Genomic DNA, 21516 nt, shown 5'->3' with positions numbered 1-21516 from the left:
GCTGACATGACCACCCAAGGTAAGGGCTCGTACCAGATCACCGGATGGGACGAGAAGCCCTACGAGGAGAAGAAGGGCCAGCCCAAGCTCAGTCAGGCCCACGTCACCAACGCCTGGAGCGGCGACATCGAAGGCGAGGGACGGGCCGAGTACCTGATGGCCTACGCCAGCGACACCGAGGCCAGCTTCGTCGGCCTGCAGAAGGTCGTCGGGAGCGTACGCGGCAAGAAGGGCTCCTTCGTGCTGCAGGCGAACGGCACCTTCGACGGCGGCGTGGCCAAGGCCGACTGGTTCGTCGTGCCGAACTCCGGCACCGATGAGCTGAAGGGGCTGACCGGCAAGGGCGGGTACGTCTCCAAGACCGACGGCTCGGCGGAGGTCACCCTGAACTTCACCCTCGGGTAGACGCCGCACGCGACGAGTACGCGGGGCCGGGCGCCCCGCGTACTCGCATGTCAGGATCTGCTCAGTGTTGAGCAGACCGGCCCGCGGCCGCGCGGAACGATGGCCGCATGGACACTGAAGTGATCGTCGTCGGTGGCGGCCAGAGCGGGCTCGTCGCGGGCTACTACCTGAAGCAGGCCGGCATCCCCTTCGTCATCCTCGACGAGGAACCCCGCCTCGGCGAGGCGTGGCGGCAGCGCTGGGACTCCCTGGAGCTGTTCACGATCGCCGAGTACTGTGCCCTGCCCGGCCTGCGCTTCCCCGGCGGGAAGAACCGCTTCCCGACCAAGGAGGAGATGGCCGACTACGTCGAGGCGTACGGCGAGGAGTTCGAGCTGCCGGTCAGGCTCGGCACCCGCGTCACCTCCCTGGAGCCGATCGAGGGCGGCTACCGGCTGGAGACCACGAAGGGCACGTACGAGGCGCCCCAGGTGATCATCGCGACCGGCGCCTACCGGGTGCCGAAGCTGCCCGGGCTCGCGGACGGGCTGGACCCCGAGGTCTTCCAGGTGCACACCGGCCGCTACCGCAACCCGTCCCAGGTGCCGCCGGGCGGGACGGTCGTCGTGGTCGGCGCTGCCAACTCCGGCGCGCAGATCGCCCCCGAGCTGGCCCACGGCCGCCGTGTGCTGCTGTCGCAGGGCTCGCCGCTGCCGCACTTCGGCCGCCGCTTCCTGGGCAAGGGCCTGCACTGGTGGGGCGACAAGTTCGGGCTGATCGCCAAGCCGCTGATGGGCGAGCGCGACCGCCTGCACAAGAAGACGATCCTGGTCGGGCCGAGCCTGAAGAAGCTGGCCAAGCGGCACGGCTTCGAGCTGGTGGGCCGTACGGTCGGGGCCGAGGGCCGGACGATGCGCTTCGAGGACGGCCGCTCGGCCGACGTCGACGCCGTGGTCTGGGCGACCGGCTTCCGCTACGACTACTCCTGGGTGCACGCGCCCGTCGCGGACGACGGCGGCGGCATCGTGCAGGACCGCGGCGTGACCGCCGCCCCCGGCCTCTACGTCCTCGGCATGCAGTGCCAGCATTCCTACGGTTCGGCGCTCATCTGGTGGGTAAAGGACGACGCGGCCTATCTGGTCGAGTGCATCAGGCAGTTCCGTCCCCAGGCGGTGGCGAGCAGGAGGGGTTGAGCGACATGTCCAGGCAGGTGGCGCTGCTGCGCGGCGTGAACGTCGGCGGCCGGAACATGGTGAGCATGGCCGAGCTCCGCGAGCTGCTGAAGGGCCTCGGCTTCGAGGACGTCAGGACACACCTGCAGAGCGGCAACGTCGTCTACACCAGCGGGAAGAGCCCCGGCGAGGCGGCCGCCGAGATCGAGGCCGCGCTCGCCCGCGACCTGGGCGTCCAGGTGCCCGTCCTGGCCAGGACGGGCGCCGAGCTGGGCGCGATACTCAAGGCCGACCCGCTCGGCGACGTCGCCCACGACGGCGCCTTCTACCTGGTCACGTTCCTGTCCGGCGAGCCGGACGGCAAGCCGATCAAGGCGCTCGACCCCGAGGTCTTCAAACCGGACGTCTTCCGGCACGTGGGCAAGGAGATCTACGTGTGGTGCCCCAACGGGGTGCGCAACACCAAGTTGTCGTACTCCTTCTGGGAGAAGAAGCTCGGGGTCACCGCCACCGCGCGCAACTGGAAGACCGTCACCAAACTCCACGAACTGGCCGCCGAAGGCTAACCCGCCAGCAGGCGCTTGAGTGTCTTGCCGATCGGGCCGCGCGGCAGCGCGTCGGTGACGACGTACCGCGTGGGCCGTTCGGCCGGGTCCAGCCGGTCGGCGGCGAAGGCGCGCAGGTCGTCCTCGGCCACGGGGGAGCGCAGCACGACGGCCGCGGTGACACCCTCCGGCCCCCCGTACGCGGCGGCCTCGACCACCTCCGGATGCCGGTGCAGCGCGTGCTCGACCCGCAGCGAGGAGATCCGCCGCCCGCCGGAGACGATGACGTCGGCGGCGCGGTCGAGCAGGCGCAGCCGGCCCTCCGCGTCCAGCTCGCCCAGGTCGCCCATGTGGGTCCAGCCGTCGCGGAAGGTGCGCTCGTTCGCGGCGGCGTCGGTCAGGTAGCGGCGGGGCGGGGCGGCCGAGCGCAGGCAGATCTCGCCCGCCTCGGTGATCCGTACGTCGGTGCCCGCGCTCGGCCGGCCCAGCAGCCCCTCATCAGCCTCGGTGGGCGGCGTCTCCACCGGGCGGTGCACGAACGCGGGAGCCGACTCGGTCGAGCCGTAGCCGATGACGATCCGTACGCCCGGCAGGGCCTCCATGAGCCGGGCCACCGTGGCCATCGGCACCGGCGCCGAGCCCAGCATGAGCGCCCGCAGGCCGGACAGGTCGTACCGCTCGTGCCACCCGTACGCCACCATCCGCGTCGCGGTGGACGGCGGGACGATCGCCATCGGCACCCGCAGCTTCTCCAGCATGCGGGCCACGTTCTCGGGCCCGAGATCGGTCAGCACGTGCGTGGTGGCCGGGGCGGTCATCGCCGTCATCAGCGCGCTGTGCCCGGCGTTCGTGCCCAGCGGGACGGCCGCCAGCACCCCGGACACGCCGGTGAACAGCTTCCCGCGGCCCTCGTGGCCGTAGGTGAGGTTCGCGGCGGGGACCGCCACGGCCTTGGGGCGGCCGGTCGTGCCCGAGGTGTAGAGGATCTCGGCCACGTCGTCGTCCCGCGCGGCCGGCTGGTCGCCGACCGGGCCGGGCAGCACCTGGGTCGCCTCGCACTCGGCCAGGCGGGCGCGTACCTCGGCCTCCGGCAGCGCGGGCGGCAGGCCGAGCACGGTGCCGCCGGCCAGGTGCACGGCCAGGGCGGCCACGGCGTGCTCGATCCAGTCGTCGTGCCGCAGCGCCGTCCTGGCCGGGGCCAGCCGGGCGGCCAGCTCCTCCGACCGGGCGGTCCAGTCCGCCACGCGCAGCTCGCGCTCGCCGTCCACGACGAGCGCCACGTGATCGCCCGAGCGGCCGCTGACCAGTTCTGCCGGGTTCGTCGTCATGCGGCCGATGGTAGGAAGCCGCGCGCTTCCCGGATGCTCAGTGTTGAGCAGACCCGCGGGTCGCTTTCGTGTGGGCTGGAGTCGGCATGGGTCCGCGAAGCAGTGGGACGGCTGCCAAGAACAAAGGGAGGCGATGACATGAACCAAACCGGTGACGTGAACCGAACCGGTTCGAGTACGCGCGGCCAGCTGTTCGCCACCATCGGCGCACTCCTGGCCCTGGCCCTGGCCTCGATCGACGTCTCGGTCGTCGGGGCGGCGATGCCCCGGATCGCCGCCGATCTGCACGGCCTGTCGCTGTACGCGTGGGTGGGGGTCTCCTACGCGGTCGCGGCCGCCGTCGTGGTGCCGATCGCCGGCAAGCTCGGCGACATGTTCGGCCGCAAACCGGTGTTGCTCGTCGGCCTGGCGGGCTTCCTGGTCGCGTCGTGGTTGTGCGGCGCGGCCCAGACGATGCCCCAGCTCGTCGGCGCGCGGGGGCTGGCCGGGCTGTTCGGCGGCGTGCTGATGGCCAACGTCTTCACGCTGCTCGCCGACGTCTACACGCCCGAGCGCCGTACGCAGATGCAGGGTGTCTTCTTCGGCTTCTCCGGCCTCAGCATGGTGATCGGGCCGCCGCTCGGCGGGCTCATCACCGACAACTGGAGCTGGCGCTGGGTCTTCTACGTCAACGTGCCGATCGGCCTGCTCGCGATCGCCGCCGTGCTGATCGGCGTCCCGTTCGTGCGCAGCGGCGCGAGCTGGCGCGACATCGACTTCGCCGGCGTCGTCACGCTCGTGGCCGGGCTCGTCCCGATCCTGATCGGGCTCACGCTCACCGGTGACGGGCACGCCTGGACCTCGCCCGAGGTGCTCGCGCTGCTGGTCGGCGGCGCCGTGCTGCTCGTCGTGTTCTACTTCGTGGAGACGCGGACGGCCAAGAACCCGCTGGTGCCGTTCGCGTTGTTCCGGAGCAACCAGGTCTCCGTCATGGCCGTGGTGGCCTTCTTCTCCGCGTTCGCCATGATGGGCACGGCCTTCTACGTGCCGCTGCTCTACCAGGGCGTGCTCGGCGTGAGCGCGACCCACTCCGGCACGCTGCTGATCCCGATGATGCTCGGCCTGATGCTCATGGCCCCGATCGCCGGCAAGGCCATGACGGCCATGCCGCGCTACCGGATCCTCGGCGTGTTCGCCATGGCCGCCATCGTCGCCGGGCTGCTGATCCTGTCGTCCGTCGGGCCGGACAGCGGCCAGGGCCTGCCGATCGTCGCCATGGTGCTCATCGGCGTCGGCATCGGCATCTCCTTCCCGATGGCCACCGCCGTCGTGCAGAGCGCGATCCCGATGGAGCAGGTGGGCGTCGGCACCAGCCAGATCCAGTTCTGGCGCATGATCGCGGGACCGGTCTCGCTGGCGATCCTCGGCTCGATCATGTCGGGCCGCCTCGGGGCCGCCGGTCAGGGCGGCGAGGGCGTGTCCCCGCAGGCGCTCGCCGACGCGCTGGGCGACCTGTTCCTCGCCTGCGCCGTCGCGGTGGGCATCGGCCTGGTGGCCAGCCTGTTCCTGAAGGAGGTCCCGCTGCGCGACATGTCCATGGGCAAGTCGAAGGCGGGCAAGGCCGACCAGCAGGGCGCGCGGAACCAGGGGCGTACCGCAAGGGCGTGACCCCGTTCCACGGGTGGCGGGGCCGTACGCGGCCCCGCCATCGCCGTGCCCGCCCTACCCCTCGCCGCGCCTGCTCACAGTTGAGCAGACGTGCGCGGGCGCGCGGGCGAGGCTGCTGGCATGGACTCCTACCCCATCCCCAGGACGTGCCCGCTGGATCCGCCGTCCGAGTACCGGGAGCTGCAGGCGGGGCGGCCCATCACGCGCGTGCGGCTGGACTTCGACCGGAGCGAGGTCTGGCTGGTGACGCGGTACGAGGACGCCCGCGCCGTGCTCGGCGACGCCCGGTTCAGCTCCGACTTCGCCACCCCCGGCTTCCCGGCCCGGCTCACCTCGCAACCTCCCGGGCCGGGCACCTTCATCAGGATGGACCCGCCCGACCACTCGCGGCTGCGCCGCCTGCTGCTGCCGGAGTTCAACCGCCGGCGGGTCGAGGCGCTGCGCCCGGCCATCCGGCGCATCGCCGGGACGCTCGTCGAGGACATGGCCGCCCAGGGGCCGCCGGCGGACCTGGTCGAGGCGCTGGCCCTGCCGCTGCCGTCGCAGGTCATCACCGAGCTGCTCGGGGTGCCGTACGAGGACCGCGACTACTTCCACGAGACCACCAAGGTCATCGGCGACCGCAACGTGGAACCCGAGCAGCGCATGAAGGTCCGCCAGGACCTGCGCGACTACCTGGAACGGCTGGTGGCCGAGCGCGAACGGCAGCCCGCGGACGACCTGCTCAGCCGTCTCGGCGCGCACCGGGAGGCGGCCAAGGTCACCCGCGAGGAGGTCGTCGGCATCGCGACGCTGCTGATGGTGGCCGGCTACGAGACCATCGCCAACCAGATCGGCGTCGGCACCGTGGCGCTGCTGGAGAACCCCGACCGCCTGGCCGAGCTGCGCGAACGGCCCGAGGCGCTGCCCGCCGCCATCGAGGAGGTCATCCGCCACCAGACCGTCATCGACTACGGCGCCCGCCGCGCCGCCACCGCCGACGTCGAGGTCGGCGGCCGGCTCATCAGGCAGGGCGAGGGCGTGGTCGTGGTGCTGGCCGCGGCCAACCGCGACGAAGAAGTCTGGGCCGACCCCGACCGGCTCGACTTCGGCCGGTTCGGCGACCTCGCCGGACGGCAGGAGCACCTGTCCTTCGGCTTCGGCATCCACCAGTGCATGGGCCAGCTCCTGGCCCGCGCCCAGCTGGAGATCGCCTGGTCCGTCCTGTTCGACCGGCTTCCCGGGCTGCGCCTGGCGGTGCCGCTCGACGAGGTGCCCTTCCGCTCCGACATGTTCGTGTACGGCGTCCACGCGCTCCCGGTGACCTGGGGATGAACCGTGACCCGCGGGACCGGTTCCGCGTGCTCTTCGACCCCGGAACCGTACGGCCGCGGCCGGGCGACGACGGCTGCGGCGTGCTGGCCGCCCGGGGCGACATCGGCGGCGGCCCGGCCGTCGCCTACGCGACCGACCCCGACCGCATGGGCGGCGCGATGGGCGCCGAGGGCTGCGCCGGCATCGTCGGGGCCATCGACCTCGGGGTACGCGAGCGGGTGCCCGTCGTCGGCCTCTGGCACTCCGGCGGCGCGCGGCTGGGCGAGGGCGTCACCGCGTTGGACGGCGTCGGCCAGGTGTTCGCCGCGATGGTCCGGGCCTCAGGCGCCGTCCCGCAGATCTCCGTCGTGCTCGGTCCCGCCGCCGGCGGCGCGGCCTACGGCCCGGCGCTGACCGACGTGGTGATCATGAGCGAGCACGGGCGCGTCTTCGTCACCGGCCCGGACGTCGTACGCAAGGTCACCGGCGAGGACGTCGACATGGAACGCCTGGGCGGCCCCGATCCACACAGCAGGCGCAGCGGCCTGGCCCATCTGACCGCCCCGGACGACGAGGGCGCCATCGGCTCCGCCCGCCGGATCACGACCCTGCTCGGCGACCAGGGCGAGCCGTGTCCCGGCCTGGCCGCCGCCGACCCCGGGCTCGGTGACCTGCTGCCCGAACGCGCCAAGCGCGCGTACGACGTGCACCCCATCCTCGCCCGGCTGCTCGACGGCCCCGGCGAGGAACTGCACCCGAAATGGGCGCCCAACCTCGTCACCACGCTCGGCCGGCTGACCGGCAGGACGGTCGGCGTCATCGCCAACAACCCCCTGCGCAAGGGCGGCTGCCTCGACGCGGCCGCCGCCGAGAAGGCCGCCCGGTTCGTACGCATGTGTGACTCGCTCGGCGTGCCGCTCGTCGTGCTCGTGGACGTGCCCGGCTACCTGCCCGGCGTCCGGCAGGAGTGGGACGGCGTGGTCCGGCGTGGCGCCAAGCTGCTGCACGCCTTCGCCGAGGCCGTCGTGCCCCGGGTGACGCTGGTGCTGCGCAAGTCCTACGGCGGCGCGTACGTCGCCATGAACTCCCGCGCCCTGGGCGCCTCGGCGGTGTTCGCCTGGCCCACCGCCGAGGTGGCCGTCATGGGCGCCGAGGCGGCCGTGGACATCCTGCACCGCAGGAAGCTGCGCGACGGCCCGGAGGACGGGCTCGAGGAGCTGCGCCGCCGGCTCGTCGCCGAGCACGAGCGGGAGGCCGGCGGCGTCGGCAAGGCCGTGGAGATCGGCGTCGTGGACGAGGTGATCGAGCCCGCCGGCACCCGGCGGCGGCTCGCCGAGGCCCTGCTCAAGGCCGCGCCGCTGCGCGGCGACCACACCAACATCCCGCTGTGAAGCCCCTGCTCACTTTTGAGCAGGCAGCACGGCGGCCCTCTCATTAGCGTGACGGACAAGTCCGACAGACGGAGTGGAATGATGACCAACCCGAATCCCGTCATCCCGCCCGCCGAGCACCAGACCTCGGTGCCCGCGGCGGATCTGATCAACTCGGCCACGGCCGGCGTGATCGTCGAGCGGACCGCACAGGTCAGGAACGGCTCCCACGCCAAAGGGCGCAAGTTCGCCCGGATGATGGCGGAGATGGTGACCGCCAAGCAGGTCGGGGTCGCCAGCGTCTTCCTGTACGAGGAGACGTTCGGGACCAAGGACCGGCTGCACTGGCTGATCCACCTCAGCTCGCTGCACGCGTACGAGCAGATGGTGCACATGGGCACCTCCGACGGCGAGTACCGCGACAACACCGCCGACAGCGGCTGGGACGAGATCTTCGTCGACGGCAGCATGACCGAGACCGTGCTGCTGCCGCAGTTCTGGGGCATGTACGGCACCAAGGTCGACGGCGAACGCGAGAAGCAGTCCACGGTCTACCAGCAGCAGGGCGAGATCACCGGGCTGCCCGGCGCCCGCGAGCAGGTGCCGCAGCCCTACGAGCAGCTCGTCCACTCGGGCAACTGCGGCCTGCTGCTGCACCGCACGGCCCAGCTCGACTACGACTTCCGGTCCGAGGGGCGCACGTTCGCCCGCGAGGCCGCCGAGTCCATCAACGAGAACCTGCCCGGCGAGGCGACCGTCTTCGTCTACGAGGAGGCCTTCGGCGCGGCCGACCGCATCCACTGGCTCATCCACATGAAGTCGCTGAGCACCTACTACAAGGTCCTGGCGCTGCACGTGAAGGACGAGAAGGTGCGGGACCTGTACTTCCAGGAACGCATCGCGCCCGAGCGCGGCGGCGGCACCTGGGCCAGGATGTTCGTGCCCGGCAGCATGACCGACACCGGCCTCACCCCGCACCACTGGGGGATGTACGCGACATGACCGGCCGCTGCCTGCACGAGATCTTCGCCGATCGGGCCGCGAAGGCGCCCGACCGGATCGCCGTGACCTGCGGCGCCGAGGAGATCTCCTACGGTGACCTGGACGCCCGGTCCGACCGGCTCGCCTGCCTGCTCCAGGCCGCGGGCACCGGTCCCGGCGTACTGGTGGGGCTCTGCGCGGAACGCGGCATCGACCTGCCGGCAGGGCTGCTGGCGATACTCAAGGCGGGTGGCGCGTACGTGCCGATCGACCCGGCATACCCGGCGGAGCGGATCGCGTACCTGCTGGACGACAGCGGCGTGGGCACGGTCGTCACCACGTCGGACGTGGCCGGCCGGCTCGGCGGCGTGCTGCCGGACCGGATCGTGCTCGCCGACGCCGAGCCGCCCGAGGGCCGCCCGGTCGCCACGGCCCGCGACGAGGACCTGGCCTACGTCATCTACACCTCGGGCTCGACCGGCGCGCCCAAGGGCGTGCTGGTCGAGCACCGCAACGTCGTACGCCTCCTGGAGCGGACCGAGCACTGGTTCGGCTTCGGCGACGACGACGTCTGGACACTCTTCCACTCCGTCAGCTTCGACTTCTCGGTGTGGGAGATCTGGGGGGCGCTGCTGTACGGCGGCCGGCTGGTGATCGTGCCGGCCGAAGTGGCCAGGTCGCCGGAGGCGCTGCGCCGCCTGCTGGTGGCGGAGGGCGTCACCGTGCTCAACCAGACGCCCTCCGCCTTCCGGCACCTGGTGGCGGCCGACGCCCGGCAGGAGCGGCCCACGCCGTACCGGCTGCGGCAGGTCGTCTTCGGTGGCGAGCGCCTCGACGTCGACCTGCTCGGGCCGTGGATCGCCCGCTACGGCGACGACCGCCCGCACCTCGTCAACATGTACGGCATCACCGAGACCACCGTCCACGTGACCTACCGCCGCGTCCGCAAGGCCGACCTCGACCACCCGGAGCTGAGCCCGATCGGCGTGCCCGTCCCGGACCTCCGGCTCGACGTGCTCGACGAGCGCGGACGCCCGGCCACCACCGGCAACCTGCACGTCTCCGGCCCCGGGCTCGCCCGCGGCTACCTCGACCGGCCCGAGCTGACCGCCGAGCGCTTCGCGGTCCTGCCGGACGGCGGCCGCCGCTACGACTCCGGCGACGTCGTCACCCGCCTGCCCGGCGGCGAGTACGCCTACATCGGGCGGTCCGACGACCAGGTCAAGGTGCGCGGATTCCGCCTGGAGCCCAGGGAGATCGAGTTGTGCCTCCTGGGCCATCCGCGGGTCGCCCACGCGGTGGTGACCCACCGCGACTACGGAGAGGGCGACGTACGGCTGCTGGCCTTCGTCGTACCGGACGGCGGACCCGGGCCGGACCTGACCGAACAGCTCACCGAGCGGGCCGCGAGCCGGCTGCCGGCGCACGCCCGCCCGTCCACCTACCACATCGTGTCGGAGATCCCCATGACGCCGCAGGGAAAGGCGGACCGCGCCGCTCTGGCCAGGTCCGCGCAGGCATCGTCGGCCGCCAAGGTCGTGCAGCGCATCGCCGAGGACGTGCTCGAACGCGACGAGGTGCCACCCCGGGTGGACCTGTTCGACCTGGGCGCCACCTCGCTGGCGATGACCCGCATCATCGCCCAGGTGAACGAACGCTTCGGCCTGGAGCTGACCGGACGCGAACTGGAGGAGGAGGCGTCGGTCGCCTGCCTGGCCTCCTGCGTCGAGGAACGACTGACCGTGAGGGGATAGACCATGCACGAGACCACGGTGCGCGGCGCGCACGCGATGACCCCCGAGGAGCTGAAGACCTTCCACACCCAGGGGTACTTCGGGCCGTTCAAGGTGTACGAGATCGACGAGATGCGCCAGAACTGGCGGCGCGAACGTATGCGGCTCATGGACCGCGGCAACGCCGTCTACCAGGACGAGGCCGCCTCCTCGGGCAACACCAACATCTCCAACTACGACCGGCACCTGGACTCCGGCTTCCTGGCCGACCACATCAGCCGTCCGCAGATCGTGGACCGCGTGGCCAGCGTGCTCGGCCCGGACGTGCTCTGCTGGCGCACCGAGTTCTTCCCCAAGTACCCCGGCGACGAGGGCACCGACTGGCACCAGGCCGACACGTTCGCCAACGCCTCGGGCAAACCGCAGATCGTCTGGCCGCAGGCGGAGGAGTTCGGCGGCACCATCACCGTGTGGACCGCCTTCACCGAGGCGAACGAGGAGACCGGCTGCCTGCAGTTCATCCCCGGCACGCACGAGACGATGTTCTACGACGAGACCAAGCGCATGCACTACGACCCCAACAAGATCAACCAGGAGGACAAGGACGGCGTGCGGCGCGGCTTCTTCGGCTACGACTACCGCGACCTCCAGATCGACCCCGACTGGAAGCCCGACGAGTCGCAGGCCGCCTCCATGGTCATGCGGCCGGGCGAGGCCATCCTGTTCTGGTCGACGCTCATGCACGCCTCGCTGCCGCACAAGGGCCTCACCGACGAGATGCGCCTGGGGTTCGCGGCTCGGTACGTACCGACCAAGGTGGACGTCTACCCCGACACCGACGAGATCGAGGAGTACGGCGGCCGCGTCAGCCTCGACCGGTACGGCGCGGTCCTGGTGTCCGGCCGGAACGACAACGCGCGCAACCGCCTGGCCACCGCCACCACCACCGGCCACCCCTTCACCACCCGCTGACCGCCATGACCGCTCACCACAGGCTGACCCGCACGACCACTCACCCGGGCCGGCCTTCATGACCACTCGCCACGGGCGGCGCGACCGGCCGCGCACGACGGGCCGCGGCGTCGCGACCTCTCACAACCCACGGAATACGGTGATCATCTCGTGGCCGCCGAACTGAGACGTCTGACCCGGGCCGTACAGGACGCGCGGCCGCTGGTGGACGTCCTGCGACATCCGGTGCGCCTGGCCGGCCCGCCCGGCCTCGCCTCCCTCTTGGGCCGTGTGACCCGACGGCTGGGCGCACCGGACTTCGCCCTGGACGACCGAAACTCGCTCGACACCTTCGAACGCCTGGTCAGCGACCACCTCGCACTCCGCGACGGCATGGGGGAGGACCTGCCGCCGGCCGTCATCGACGAGGTCGTGGACGGCGCGGCGCAGGACGGCTTCGAGGGCCTGTGCGTACGCGACGAGGTCGAACCCGCGGGCGGCGGGCCGCCGCTGCCCGCGTACACGGCCGGCGACCCGGCGTCCCCGGCCGTCGTGATCGTGTCCGCCTGCGGCATGCCGGCCCGCCTGTGCGAACAGTGGATCCGCTTCCTGTCCCGCACCCACCACGTCATCACCTGGGAGACCCGCGACCTGTTCGCCCTGGAGACACCCCGGGGCCCTGACCCCGGCACCCGAGCCGACGATCCGGCCCCCGCCCCCGGCGCCCGAGCCGGTGGACTTCCGGACGCGGCGGTGATGGCGCAGGCCGGCGACCTTTTCGCGGTCATGGACCACTTCGGCGTGCGGCGCGCGCATCTGATGGGCCTGTGCGGCGGAGCCGTCGTCGGCCTGGCCGCGGCGCACCTCGACCCCGGCCGCGTGGACTCCCTCAGCCTCTGGCACGGCGACTTCGCCGCCATGGCGGGCGCCGACCGTACCCATCACCAGCAGAACCTGGCCGCACTGATGGAGATGGGCGCGACCGCCCCCGACCGGGCCGCCGCCGTCCACCCCGTGCTCTGCCAGACGATGCTCTCCTCGGTGCCTCCGGACCTGGCGCACCTGGTGGTCTACCCCTACGCGACCCCCGGCCTCCTGCACCGCTACTGCCGCCTGAATGGCGAGATCATGAGCACCGACGTGAGCCCCTGGCTGCCGGGCCTCGACCGCCCCGTCCTCGTCGTCACCAGCCAGGACGACGAGACCGCGCACCCGGCGGGCTCCAAGGCGGTGGCCGGAGCCCTGCCCGACTCCATCCTGCACGTCAGGGCGCACGGCGACCACATCTCGCTCTTCAAGGGCGACGACCCGGAGTTGATGAATATGGCCCGCGACTTTATTGACTCCGCAGTGGTCCGATAAATCCGAAACACCGCCTCCCTGGCGATTCTCGGTCAACTCAGAGAATCGTGGTGCGCCATGTTAATCAGTCGATTGATGGGTAGGGGCAAAGGTGCCGTGACATAAAATGTGAGGGGCGGGCTAATGAAGTCATCCGACGGCGCGCGATTAAGAGCCGGGCTCCGCACCTTCATTTCGCACGACACGTCGGGAGCCTGCTCGATCCGCGTGCCGAGGCGCGCCAACATCTACAACTGCGGGCAGCGCGACAGCAACATCTACGTGATCGAGAGCGGTCAGATCAAGACCCAGATGTACGCCCGGTGCGGCAAGGAGTGCCTACTGTCGATCTTCACCGCGGGCGACATCTTCGGCGAGTCCTCGCTGCTCGGAGCCGAACGCAGCGAAACGGCGACCGCCATGCGGACCACCTGGGTCCGCCGTATCCCGGCCGCCCGCTTCCGCGCCGCGATGGTCGAGAACGAGCTCATGGACGGGTTCATCGACTATCTCGCGCTGCGCCTGCGGGAACAGCAGGAAGTGATCGCCACAATGGTCACGATGGACAGCGAACAGCGCCTCGCCTCCGTCCTCCTACGTTTATCCAGGAAAATCGGTAAACGCCGCGCGCCTAATGTGCGCGCCATCGAGGAACGCATCACCCAGGAAGAACTCTCCGGCATGGTCGGCACCACCCGCTCCCGGGTCGGCTTCTTCCTCAAACGATTCAAGGACGCCGGCCTGGTCCTGCCCACCTCCGACCCGTTCCTCGTCGTGGACGAGGAACGCCTTGCCGAATACGTCGACGAGGTCACCTGACGGGCCCCGCCCGCCCTCCGCAGCGACCCGCCCGGGCGCGGCGACGTCATCCGACCTCGCCGCGCCCGCGGACCTCAACAGGCGATCAGTTCGAACGGAACCGCCGGACGCCCGCCGAACCGCTGTCCGGCGGCGTTCAAGAACCCCTCCAGCGGCACCCGCGCCCCACCCGGCGGCACCCCCAGCCCCGCCAGGTACGCCGCGTGCGCCTCGACCGAGGCCAGCGCCGCGTCCACGTACCCGGTCACGTCCACCGCGTGCGTCGGCTGGACGGAACCGGCGATCGCCACGTACTTGACCCCGCCCCAGGGCTCGGCTCCGGCGTCGGGCAGGATCCACCGGTTGCCCGCGTCGAGGACCGCGTCCAGCACGGCCCGCCCGGTGACGCGGTGGTCGGGGCTGTTCCACTTCCCCGTGAAGGTGAAGTCGTGATGGTTGAACGTGATCACCAGCTCGGGCCGGTGCCGCCGGAGCGCGGCCACGAGATCGTGCCGGAGCCGCGGCGAGTGCTCGATCCCGCCGTCCGGATGATCGAGGAACTCGACCGGCGAGACGCCGACGACGGCGGCACTGGCGTGCTGCTCCTCCTCCCGCACCTTCCGCGCCTGATCCGGCGGCATCGAGTCGATCCCCGCCTCGCCGCGGGTGAGCACGAGATAGCCGACCTTCTTGCCGGCCCCGGTCCAGGCGGCCACGGCTCCGGCGCTGCCGAACTCCATGTCGTCGGGATGGGCGACGACGGCCAGGGCTCTCGTCCAGTCATCGGGCATGGGCTGTAAGTCGTCCGTCATGCCCTACCCCCTGACATGCACGGAGATCGCTAAACCTCTTCGGCGGGGCCGATTCCCTGGTCGGCGTCCGGCCCGTACAGCCTCGCGATGTCCTCGGAGGAGGGCCACCGGCTGTAGGCGGGCGACCGCGGCCAGCCCTCGGGGGAGTCCTGCCACTCCTCCTGCCGCCCGTACGGCAGCAGGTCGATCAGCGCGAAGGTGTGGCTGAGCTGCTCGGTGCCCCGGGCCTCGGTGTGCCAGGTGCGGTACACGGTGTCGCCGTCCCGCAGGAACACGTTCACGGCGAAGGCGGCCTCGGGCGGCGCGCCGACGTCGGCGCCGAACGGGCTGTCCGCCGTCGAGTACCAGGTCATCCTGTTCCCGACCCGCCGCCGGTAGGCGAGGGCCTCGTCGATCGGGCCCTGGGTGACGACGACGAACCGGGCGTCGTAGGCGTCCAGGAAGTCCGGCCGGGTGAACTGCGAGGTGAACCCGGTGCAGCCTGCGCACTGCCACTCCTTGCCCGGGAACCACATGTGGTTGTAGACGATCAACTGCCGCCTGCCCTCGAAGACGTCCGCCAGCCGGACCGGACCGTCCTCGCCCCGCAGGGTGTAGTCGGGCATCCACACCATGGGCAGCCGGCGTCGCTGGGCGGCGATGGCGTCGAGCTCCCGCGTGGCGGCCTTCTCCCTGGCACGCAGTTCGTCGAGCTGCCGCTGCCAGGTGCCGGCGTCGACGACGGGCGGTAGGGCGTGTGCGCTCACGGCAGGACCCACCGGGAATCCGCCCGCGCGGGGCCCTGCCGGAGGCGCGGCGGCTCAGGTGAGGAGTTCGACGTACCCGTCGGTGCCGTGCACGCGGATACGCTGCCCGTCCTGGATCAGGCGGGTGGCATGCTCCACCCCGACGACGGCCGGCAGGCCGTACTCACGGGCGATCACCGCCCCGTGCGTCATGAGGCCGCCCACCTCCGTCACCAGCCCGGCGACGGCGACGAACAAGGGGGTCCAGCTCGGGTCGGTGTACGCGGTGACCAGGATGTCACCCGGCTCCAGGTCGGCCCGCGCCATGTCCATGACCACCCGGGCACGGCCCTCGATCGTCCCGGCCGAGACCGGGAGGCCGGTGAGCGCGCCGGGCGGGGTGTCGTCCCGCCGGTAGTCGCCGGTGACGGCCTCGCCGTCGGACGTCAGGACCCGGGGCGGCGTGAGCGCCTCGTACGACCGGTACGCCTCCCGCCTGCCGCGCACGAGCTCGGCGTCGGCCTCGCCGGTGCGGACGACCTCCCGCAGCTCCTCCAGCCTGAGGAAGTAGATGTCGTCGACCTCGCCCAGGACGCCGGACCGGACGAGGCGATCGGCCTCCCGCAGCAACGCCTGCTTGTAGACGAAGTAGCGGCTGACCATGCCGTACTTGGGGTATTCGCGGTATCCGGCGAAGGCGCGGACGCGGTCGATCATCCGCTTGGTCTCCTCGGCCTTCCGCTCCCCGCCGGGCAGGGCGCGCAACCGCGTCAGCAGGTCCTCCTCCTTCCGCAGCGACTCCTGGCGTCCCTGTTCGAAGCGCTGCTCGCCGGCGCCCGGCGCGAAGTTCCTGACATTGCCGAGGACTGCGGGCAGGAGCGTGGCGGGACGCTCGCTCCAGCGGGTCCTGGTGATGTCGATCTCGCCCGCGCAGCGCATGCCGTACGTGTCGAGGTAACCGCGGATGGCGTCACGCGCCGCCGGTCCGCCGGGCAGCCCGGCGAGCTCGTCGAGGAAGCCGTCACCCTCCCGGCCCTCGTCCGCGACGCGCCGCAGGAACGCCACGACGTCCGCGTACGGCCGGATCGTGTCCGCGACGTCGAGCAACGCGAGCCCCATCTCCGAGGTGACGTTGTGCGGGACGGACTGCGTGAGCACGTCGGCCACGTTCTTCTCGCCCAGCCAGGTCTCGATGTGATCGTTGATCCACCAGGCCGCCTCCATCCCCGCCATGATCACCTGGAGGGTCCGCGGCTCGAACAGGACCCGCTTCAGCTCCACGATGTCGGACACGACGAAGTCGAGCAGCGCCGTACCGTCCAGGCCCTGGATCTCGCGCCGCAGGGTCGCGAGGGACGCCTGACCGCGTTCGATCAACTCCGTGACGACGGCCGGATCGGTCTCGATCGGCGCGGCCGGGCTCCCGCCGGGTACGGCGGCCGGACCGTCGTCCGGCAACGAGGGGACGAAGTCGCCGCGGTCGAGCACGGTCTGCAGCGCGTCCCGGATGAGCGGGTCGGACCTGCCCAGCGTCCCGACGAGCTGCGCGCGACCCGACGGCGTCGCCAGGACGGGGGCCACGTCGACGAACAGCCGGCCGCCCGCCTCGTGCATCGGCCGCGGCGTCGTCAGCTGCCACAGGGAGAGCCCGAGCGGCTTCATCGCGTCGGTCATCATCTGCTGGTGCCCGACCGAGACGTAGACGTGGTTGTCGTCGTCATCGGTGACGGGCACGGGGAACAGGGTGGTGATCGGCCTGCTCTGGACGATGTGGAAGTCGTCGCCGACCAGGCACCATTCGATGTCCTGGGGCCGCCCGAAGTACGCTTCGATCCGCCGGCCCAGCCGCGCCAGGCGCACGACCTGCGCGTCCGTCAGAGCCGGCCGCTTCTGCCGCTCCGGCTCGACCGGCTCCTCCCGCGTGCCGCCGCCCGGCGCGGCCAGGACGGAGTGCGGCTTGGTGGCGATCGTCGAGGTGCTGACCCGGTCGTCGCGGACCGTGTAGACGTCCCCGGCGGCCAGGCGCGCGACCAGCGCCTCGCCGAGCCCCCAGCCCGCCTCCACGGTGGTGATCTTCCGGTTGGAGGTCACCGGGTCCGCGGTGAAGAGCATCCCGGCCGCGTCCGGGAACACCATCCGCTGGACGACGACCGCCATCCGTACCTTCCGGTCGTCGAAGCCGTTGCGGCGCCGGTAGGTCACCGCCCGCTCGGTGAACAGCGAGGCCCAGCACAGCCGTACGTGCCGCAGGATCGCCTCCAGGCCCGTGACGTTCAGGTAGGAATCCTGCTGACCGGCGAAGGACGCGGTCGGCAGGTCCTCGGCCGTCGCGCTGGAACGCACCGCGTAGGCGGCGTGCTCCCCGAGCCGGGCGAGCGATTCGCCGATCGCCGCCACCAACTCGCCGGGCACCTCGACGCTCTCGATGACACGACGGACGTCGGCGCTGATCGTGCCGATCGCGGCGCGGTCGTCCGGTTCGACCCGCGCCAGCAGGTCGAGCCGGGCGTCGATCGACGGCGCCGCGGCCACGACCTGGCGGAAGGCGTCCGTCGTGACGCAGAAGCCGTCCGGCACGCGGACGCCGTCGATCCGCGACAACTCGCCCAGGTGCACGCCCTTGCCGCCGACGTCGGCGATGTTCGTCGAGTCGATCTGCTGGAATCCCATGACGTGGCGCAATTCCATCGCTCCCTCGTTCGTCGGACCGGTTCGCAACGGGCAAGTATGGGGCACATTTCGATGCCTCATGAGGGACGCATGTCTGATATAAGGTGAAAATGGAGGGGAGTGGTACGTGCCCCCTCCCACACCACCCGGCAGTTCCGAACTCCCAGTTCCTGTCAGGGTTTGGCGGCGAACACCCAGCGGTTGGTGGCCAGGGCGTCGTCGGGCTCGGGGCGCGGGCCCCGGCCGTGACAGCGGGCGAAGTCGTAGGGCGTGCGGACCGTGACATGCCAGCGCAGTTTCCCCAGCAGGCCGATGGAGTCGGGACGCGGCCGCCTGTCGAACAACGCCAGCAGATCGACGCCGATCTGCTCCCTGGCCGCCGCGTAGACGGGATTGGCACGGGATTGGAACGTTCCCAACCCGAGCTTGACCTCGTAGGCCAGGACGCTTCCTGCGGCGCTCAGGTCGTCGATCGTCCGGAGCAACCGCAGCTCGACCTCCGGCGGCAGGTAGAGCAGAAGCCCCTCCGCCAGCCAGGCGGTCGGCGCGGTCGGGTCGAAGCCCGAGGCCATCAGCGGCCCGGCCCAGTCGTGGCCCACGTCGGCCGCGACCACCCGGCGCCGCGGCGCCGGGGCCATCGGGACCGGGGCGCAGGGATCGCCGGCGAGCGCGCCGAGCACCTGATCCTTGAACGCCAGCACGCCCCCGCGATCGACCTCGTGCACGACCTGCCCGGCGGGCCAGGGCAGGCGGTAGGCCCGCGTGTCGAGCCCCGCGCCGAGCAGGACCACCTGCCGGACGCCGGTCGCCGCCGCGTGCAGCAGGAAGTCGTCGAGCACCCGGGTACGCAGCCCGAAGTACCGTCCCAACCGGCCCCACAGCGGGTCGGCGTCGCCGCCGGGCACCTCCCACGGACGGGTCGGCCAGGCGACCGACGCCGCGGCGGCACGTACGAAGTGCTCGGCGTAGGGGTCGGCGGCCAGCGAGTCGGGCCGGTGGGTCTCGATCGCCCTCGCGGCGGCGACCATCAGGGCCGTCACACCGACCCCACTTTCGACACCGAGGTCCCGAGTCTGCGTCATCTGCTCTCCTGTCCGCTCACTTCTGCAGCCTTACAGCGGGCGACACGCCGGACGGTTCGAAGGACCGTCCGAGGGGTCGTCCGCAGGGTTGTTTCGAGGGGAGTTCGCAGGGCCGTTCCGAAGGCCCGCCTGCAGGGTCGTTCTAGAAGGCCGCCCGCGGGGCCGTTTGGACAGCCGTTCGCGGGGGCTTTGCGTGAGGATGACTCACGGGGTGGCGGCGCCTTCGCCGGCTGTGGTCTCGGCGGGTACGCGGGCCTGTTCCGGCACCCACGAGGCGGGGGCGTCGTGGGTGGTGAGGTGGGCGCCGTAGAGGGCGGCCATGAAACGCAGGATCTCGCCGTCGGGCAGGTGACGGCTGGTGGTGCAGTCGGTCAGCACCGTGATGTGGAACCCCTTCTGGAACGCGGTGCGGGCGGTCGAGTCGAGACAGACGTCGGTGTACAGACCGGCGAGCACCAGGCGGTCGATGCCGCGCCCGCGCAGGTGCCACTCGAACCCCTCGCTGAGGAAGGCGTCGAAGCAGGCCCGCTTGGTGAAGACGGCCTCTCCCGGCGCGGGCGCGACCCCGTGGAACTGGGCGCCCCACGTGCCCTCCAGGCACTTGGACGGCTTGCCCAGCGCGAGGTCGCGCCGCCGCCAGCTCACCCCCTGATGGACGTCGTCACCGGTGAACCGGACGAAGACCACCTCGATGCCGCCCGCCCGCGCCGCCTCGACGGCTCGGACGGTGTTCGCCACGACGGTGTCGAGGGTCGCCAGGTCGCCCTGGTAGCGGGCACGGGCGGTCGGGCCGACGCAGAAGTCGTTCTGGAGATCCACGACGACCAGGGCGGCGCGGTCCTGCGGGTGTTGCACGTCGGTCACGAGTCCGCCATCAGGACCGGTCTGCTCTCCGGCTCCAGCACGTCGAGCAGGGCGTCGACCACGGTGGTGGTGGAATGGGCCCCGCCGGCGTCAGGGGTGGCGACGCCGTGGCGGCCGAGCGCCCTCAGGCCGCGCTCGACCATCAGCGCCGCCCCCGCGCACCCCGCGTGCCGTTCCGCCATGACCGCCGCGGCCCGGATGGTCGCCACCGGGTTGACCTTGTCGGCCCCCGCCAGGTCGTCGGCGGAGCCGTGGACCGTCTGGTACTCGATCAGGCCGTTGGCGTCGGGGTGCAGGTAGACGTTCTCGGTGCAGCGGTTCTCCTGCCGCTCGGAGCCGAAGCGGTCGAGCAGGACCACGTGCATGATGTCGGCCCACTCGTTGCCCGCGATGATCACCGTACGCGGGCGGGGGCCGCGTTCGATGAGGTTACGGTTGACCGTGTCCGGCTGGTACAGGCCGATGTGCACGCCGTGGCGCGCGGCGCTCTCGGACACCCACTCCTCAAGGGCCCCGTCGAGCAGGTGGAACTTGTAGGCCATGACGATCTCGTCGATCCGGCCGTCGGGCCACTCCTGCCGCGCCCGCCGCAGGGCGAGGGTGATGACCTTCTCGGTGATCTCCCTGCTGAACGCCATCGTACGGACGAGCGCACCCGGCACGTGGGTGTTCTCGCCCGTGTAGAAGCCCTGGGCCTGATCCCTGACCAGCAGCAACGAGCCTTCGGGGGTGGGGATGGCGTCGACCTTCGCCGCCTGCAGCCGCCGGCGGACCAGGTAGAGCGACTGGGCGTTGATCGCCGTGCGGAAGACGGCCGGGACGCCCGCGACGGCCAGCGTGCGGCAGAACCGCGTGTAGTGGTCGGCGTCGTCCTGGGTGATCTCGCGGACGCTCTCGGCCTCGGCGTCGGTCTTCAACGACACGTAGGAGTGGTAGGTGCGGTCCGACCGGATGAGGTCAACGGTCGTGCCGTAGGCGCCGGAGATCCCGGCCAGCACTCGCTCGAAGACGGCCGCGAGCTCGGGGCCGGTGCCCCGGCCGACGGCGAGTCCGATGGCTGGTTCCACTGCTGCTGCTCCCATGACGTAGAAAGGCGGACGCGACGGCTGCTGCGGGGCCGTCAGTTGTCGGGTTCCTCGACCAGGAGGTCGCCCACGATCTCCGCCTTCTCGGGGCTGTAGTACTCCTTGATGCCCTCGGCCCAGACCGGGACCTTGACCTGGTCGTCGGGGGTGGGGCCGAACGCGTCGAAGAGGGTGTCGACGTTGCGCCGCTTGAAGCCGATGGCGGTCATGAGCGCCATGAAGTCGGTGCGGTGGATGAGGCCGTCGCCGTCGGGGTCGCCCAGCTCGGCCAGCGCCTCGGCGAAGTCCTCGAGCGCGTCGTCGAACCGCTCGGGGGACAGGACGCAGGCGCAGTACTCCTCGAAGGTGATGCGGCCGTCGTTGTTGGAGTCGAGCTCCGAGGCAAGGGTCGTCCAGTAACGACGGAAAGCGTCTCTGATCGCGCCTTTGGCGGCTTCGGTGGAACGCGGGGAGGCGGCTACGACGCGGTTGGCCATGAGGTCGAAGTCGTCGGCCTCAAGATAACCCGCGCCTCTGACGTCGAACAGGGTGAAGATGAGCTTTACTCGATCAAGGGCCGCGTCGTTCATGCCTGTCGCCTTTCTGCGGTGGTTACGGGTGCAGACTATATGCCTGGCGGATGGCCCGAGGACGGGCGAGTCTTTGTCTGCCAGGAAACATGGAGCCAGCTAACTGGCTTAATCCGACCGAAATCCACGGTAACCCGACAAAGCTTAAGAAGCGCGTGCTTGTTGT

At 71.2% G+C, this 21516-nt stretch carries 19 protein-coding genes; 11 read left to right on the top strand and 8 right to left on the bottom strand.

Features of this window, described 5'->3' with window-relative positions; translation table 11 throughout:
- Positions 1–6 precede the first annotated feature (6 nt).
- The 3 genes from DMB42_RS42995 (at position 7) to DMB42_RS42985 (ending at position 2122) form a co-directional block, all read left to right on the top strand.
- The gene (locus DMB42_RS42995; protein ID WP_125645248.1) at positions 7–405 is read left to right on the top strand and encodes a DUF3224 domain-containing protein; all 399 of its coding nucleotides are present in this window, start codon (positions 7–9) and stop codon (positions 403–405) included.
- Between the two features lie 107 nt (positions 406–512).
- Positions 513–1577, top strand: a complete 1065-nt coding sequence (locus tag DMB42_RS42990) for an NAD(P)/FAD-dependent oxidoreductase (RefSeq protein ID WP_125645246.1) — start codon at positions 513–515, stop codon at positions 1575–1577.
- A gap of 5 nt (positions 1578–1582) precedes the next feature.
- Positions 1583–2122: a DUF1697 domain-containing protein gene (locus DMB42_RS42985; protein ID WP_125645244.1), complete on the top strand. Its 540-nt coding sequence runs from the start codon at positions 1583–1585 to the stop codon at positions 2120–2122.
- On the opposite strand, the gene DMB42_RS42980 is transcribed toward DMB42_RS42985, so the two are convergent.
- Complete coding sequence (locus tag DMB42_RS42980) at positions 2119–3429, bottom strand: class I adenylate-forming enzyme family protein (protein ID WP_125645242.1); 1311 nt, start codon at positions 3427–3429, stop codon at positions 2119–2121. The two genes, DMB42_RS42985 and DMB42_RS42980, sit on opposite strands and share 4 nt — an antisense overlap.
- Before the next feature lie 138 nt (positions 3430–3567).
- On the opposite strand from DMB42_RS42980, the gene DMB42_RS42975 reads away from it, so the two are divergent.
- From DMB42_RS42975 to DMB42_RS42940, 8 genes are all read left to right on the top strand, one after another.
- Entirely contained in the window at positions 3568–5076 is a 1509-nt protein-coding gene (locus DMB42_RS42975; RefSeq protein WP_185845164.1) for an MFS transporter, read from the top strand.
- A 120-nt stretch (positions 5077–5196) separates the two neighbouring features.
- The gene (locus tag DMB42_RS42970; RefSeq protein WP_125645238.1) at positions 5197–6390 is read left to right on the top strand and encodes a cytochrome P450; all 1194 of its coding nucleotides are present in this window, start codon (positions 5197–5199) and stop codon (positions 6388–6390) included.
- Entirely contained in the window at positions 6387–7760 is a 1374-nt protein-coding gene (locus DMB42_RS42965) for an acyl-CoA carboxylase subunit beta (protein WP_125645236.1), read from the top strand. The genes DMB42_RS42970 and DMB42_RS42965 overlap by 4 nt, the downstream gene beginning before the upstream one ends.
- Positions 7761–7838: 78 nt before the next feature.
- The gene (locus DMB42_RS42960; RefSeq protein WP_125645234.1) at positions 7839–8741 is read left to right on the top strand and encodes a DUF6039 family protein; all 903 of its coding nucleotides are present in this window, start codon (positions 7839–7841) and stop codon (positions 8739–8741) included.
- Complete coding sequence (locus DMB42_RS42955) at positions 8738–10474, top strand: amino acid adenylation domain-containing protein (protein WP_125645232.1); 1737 nt, start codon at positions 8738–8740, stop codon at positions 10472–10474. Before DMB42_RS42960 ends, DMB42_RS42955 begins: the two co-directional genes overlap by 4 nt.
- 3 nt (positions 10475–10477) lie before the next feature.
- A complete protein-coding gene (locus DMB42_RS42950; protein WP_185845163.1) occupies positions 10478–11425 on the top strand; it encodes a chlorinating enzyme in 948 nt (315 codons plus the stop codon).
- A gap of 150 nt (positions 11426–11575) precedes the next feature.
- On the top strand, positions 11576–12766 hold the full coding sequence (locus DMB42_RS42945; protein ID WP_125645230.1) for an alpha/beta fold hydrolase: 1191 nt from the start codon (positions 11576–11578) through the stop codon (positions 12764–12766).
- 207 nt (positions 12767–12973) lie between these two features.
- A complete protein-coding gene (locus tag DMB42_RS42940; protein ID WP_221762608.1) occupies positions 12974–13564 on the top strand; it encodes a Crp/Fnr family transcriptional regulator in 591 nt (196 codons plus the stop codon).
- A 74-nt stretch (positions 13565–13638) separates the two neighbouring features.
- On the opposite strand, the gene DMB42_RS42935 is transcribed toward DMB42_RS42940, so the two are convergent.
- The 7 genes from DMB42_RS42935 to DMB42_RS42905 form a co-directional block, all read right to left on the bottom strand.
- A complete protein-coding gene (locus DMB42_RS42935) occupies positions 13639–14355 on the bottom strand; it encodes a PIG-L deacetylase family protein (protein ID WP_125645226.1) in 717 nt (238 codons plus the stop codon).
- Positions 14356–14384: 29 nt separating this feature from the next.
- The gene (locus DMB42_RS42930; RefSeq protein ID WP_125645224.1) at positions 14385–15101 is read right to left on the bottom strand and encodes a DUF899 family protein; all 717 of its coding nucleotides are present in this window, start codon (positions 15099–15101) and stop codon (positions 14385–14387) included.
- Positions 15102–15155: 54 nt separating this feature from the next.
- Complete coding sequence (rph, locus tag DMB42_RS42925; RefSeq protein WP_125645223.1) at positions 15156–17768, bottom strand: rifamycin-inactivating phosphotransferase; 2613 nt, start codon at positions 17766–17768, stop codon at positions 15156–15158.
- A 155-nt stretch (positions 17769–17923) separates the two neighbouring features.
- Positions 17924–18832, bottom strand: coding sequence for an SAM-dependent methyltransferase (locus DMB42_RS42920; RefSeq protein WP_125645221.1), 909 nt, complete (start codon positions 18830–18832; stop codon positions 17924–17926).
- 204 nt (positions 18833–19036) lie between these two features.
- Positions 19037–19696, bottom strand: a complete 660-nt coding sequence (locus tag DMB42_RS42915; protein ID WP_260478284.1) for a cysteine hydrolase family protein — start codon at positions 19694–19696, stop codon at positions 19037–19039.
- On the bottom strand, positions 19693–20763 hold the full coding sequence (locus DMB42_RS42910) for an isocitrate/isopropylmalate family dehydrogenase (RefSeq protein ID WP_185845162.1): 1071 nt from the start codon (positions 20761–20763) through the stop codon (positions 19693–19695). Before DMB42_RS42910 ends, DMB42_RS42915 begins: the two co-directional genes overlap by 4 nt.
- A 53-nt stretch (positions 20764–20816) precedes the next feature.
- Entirely contained in the window at positions 20817–21350 is a 534-nt protein-coding gene (locus DMB42_RS42905) for an EF-hand domain-containing protein (RefSeq protein ID WP_125645217.1), read from the bottom strand.
- Between the last annotated feature and the right edge of the window lie 166 nt (positions 21351–21516).

Source organism: Nonomuraea sp. WAC 01424 (assembly GCF_003947315.1).
In the GTDB taxonomy this organism is placed as follows: domain Bacteria; phylum Actinomycetota; class Actinomycetes; order Streptosporangiales; family Streptosporangiaceae; genus Nonomuraea; species Nonomuraea spiralis.
Note: the sequence above shows the minus strand (reverse complement) of the source record. Positions and strands in the feature narration are given on the sequence as shown.

Coding starts and splice junctions, on each gene's coding strand:
- DMB42_RS42950 (WP_185845163.1), top strand. CDS start 10,478: ATGCACGAGACCACGGTGCGCGGCGCGCACGCGATGACCCCCGAGGAG.
- DMB42_RS42905 (WP_125645217.1), bottom strand. CDS start 21,350: ATGAACGACGCGGCCCTTGATCGAGTAAAGCTCATCTTCACCCTGTTC.
- DMB42_RS42960 (WP_125645234.1), top strand. CDS start 7,839: ATGATGACCAACCCGAATCCCGTCATCCCGCCCGCCGAGCACCAGACC.
- DMB42_RS42965 (WP_125645236.1), top strand. CDS start 6,387: ATGAACCGTGACCCGCGGGACCGGTTCCGCGTGCTCTTCGACCCCGGA.
- DMB42_RS42980 (WP_125645242.1), bottom strand. CDS start 3,429: ATGACGACGAACCCGGCAGAACTGGTCAGCGGCCGCTCGGGCGATCAC.
- DMB42_RS42970 (WP_125645238.1), top strand. CDS start 5,197: ATGGACTCCTACCCCATCCCCAGGACGTGCCCGCTGGATCCGCCGTCC.
- DMB42_RS42995 (WP_125645248.1), top strand. CDS start 7: ATGACCACCCAAGGTAAGGGCTCGTACCAGATCACCGGATGGGACGAG.
- DMB42_RS42975 (WP_185845164.1), top strand. CDS start 3,568: ATGAACCAAACCGGTGACGTGAACCGAACCGGTTCGAGTACGCGCGGC.
- DMB42_RS42990 (WP_125645246.1), top strand. CDS start 513: ATGGACACTGAAGTGATCGTCGTCGGTGGCGGCCAGAGCGGGCTCGTC.
- rph (WP_125645223.1), bottom strand. CDS start 17,768: ATGGAATTGCGCCACGTCATGGGATTCCAGCAGATCGACTCGACGAAC.
- DMB42_RS42935 (WP_125645226.1), bottom strand. CDS start 14,355: ATGACGGACGACTTACAGCCCATGCCCGATGACTGGACGAGAGCCCTG.
- DMB42_RS42985 (WP_125645244.1), top strand. CDS start 1,583: ATGTCCAGGCAGGTGGCGCTGCTGCGCGGCGTGAACGTCGGCGGCCGG.
- DMB42_RS42955 (WP_125645232.1), top strand. CDS start 8,738: ATGACCGGCCGCTGCCTGCACGAGATCTTCGCCGATCGGGCCGCGAAG.
- DMB42_RS42920 (WP_125645221.1), bottom strand. CDS start 18,832: ATGACGCAGACTCGGGACCTCGGTGTCGAAAGTGGGGTCGGTGTGACG.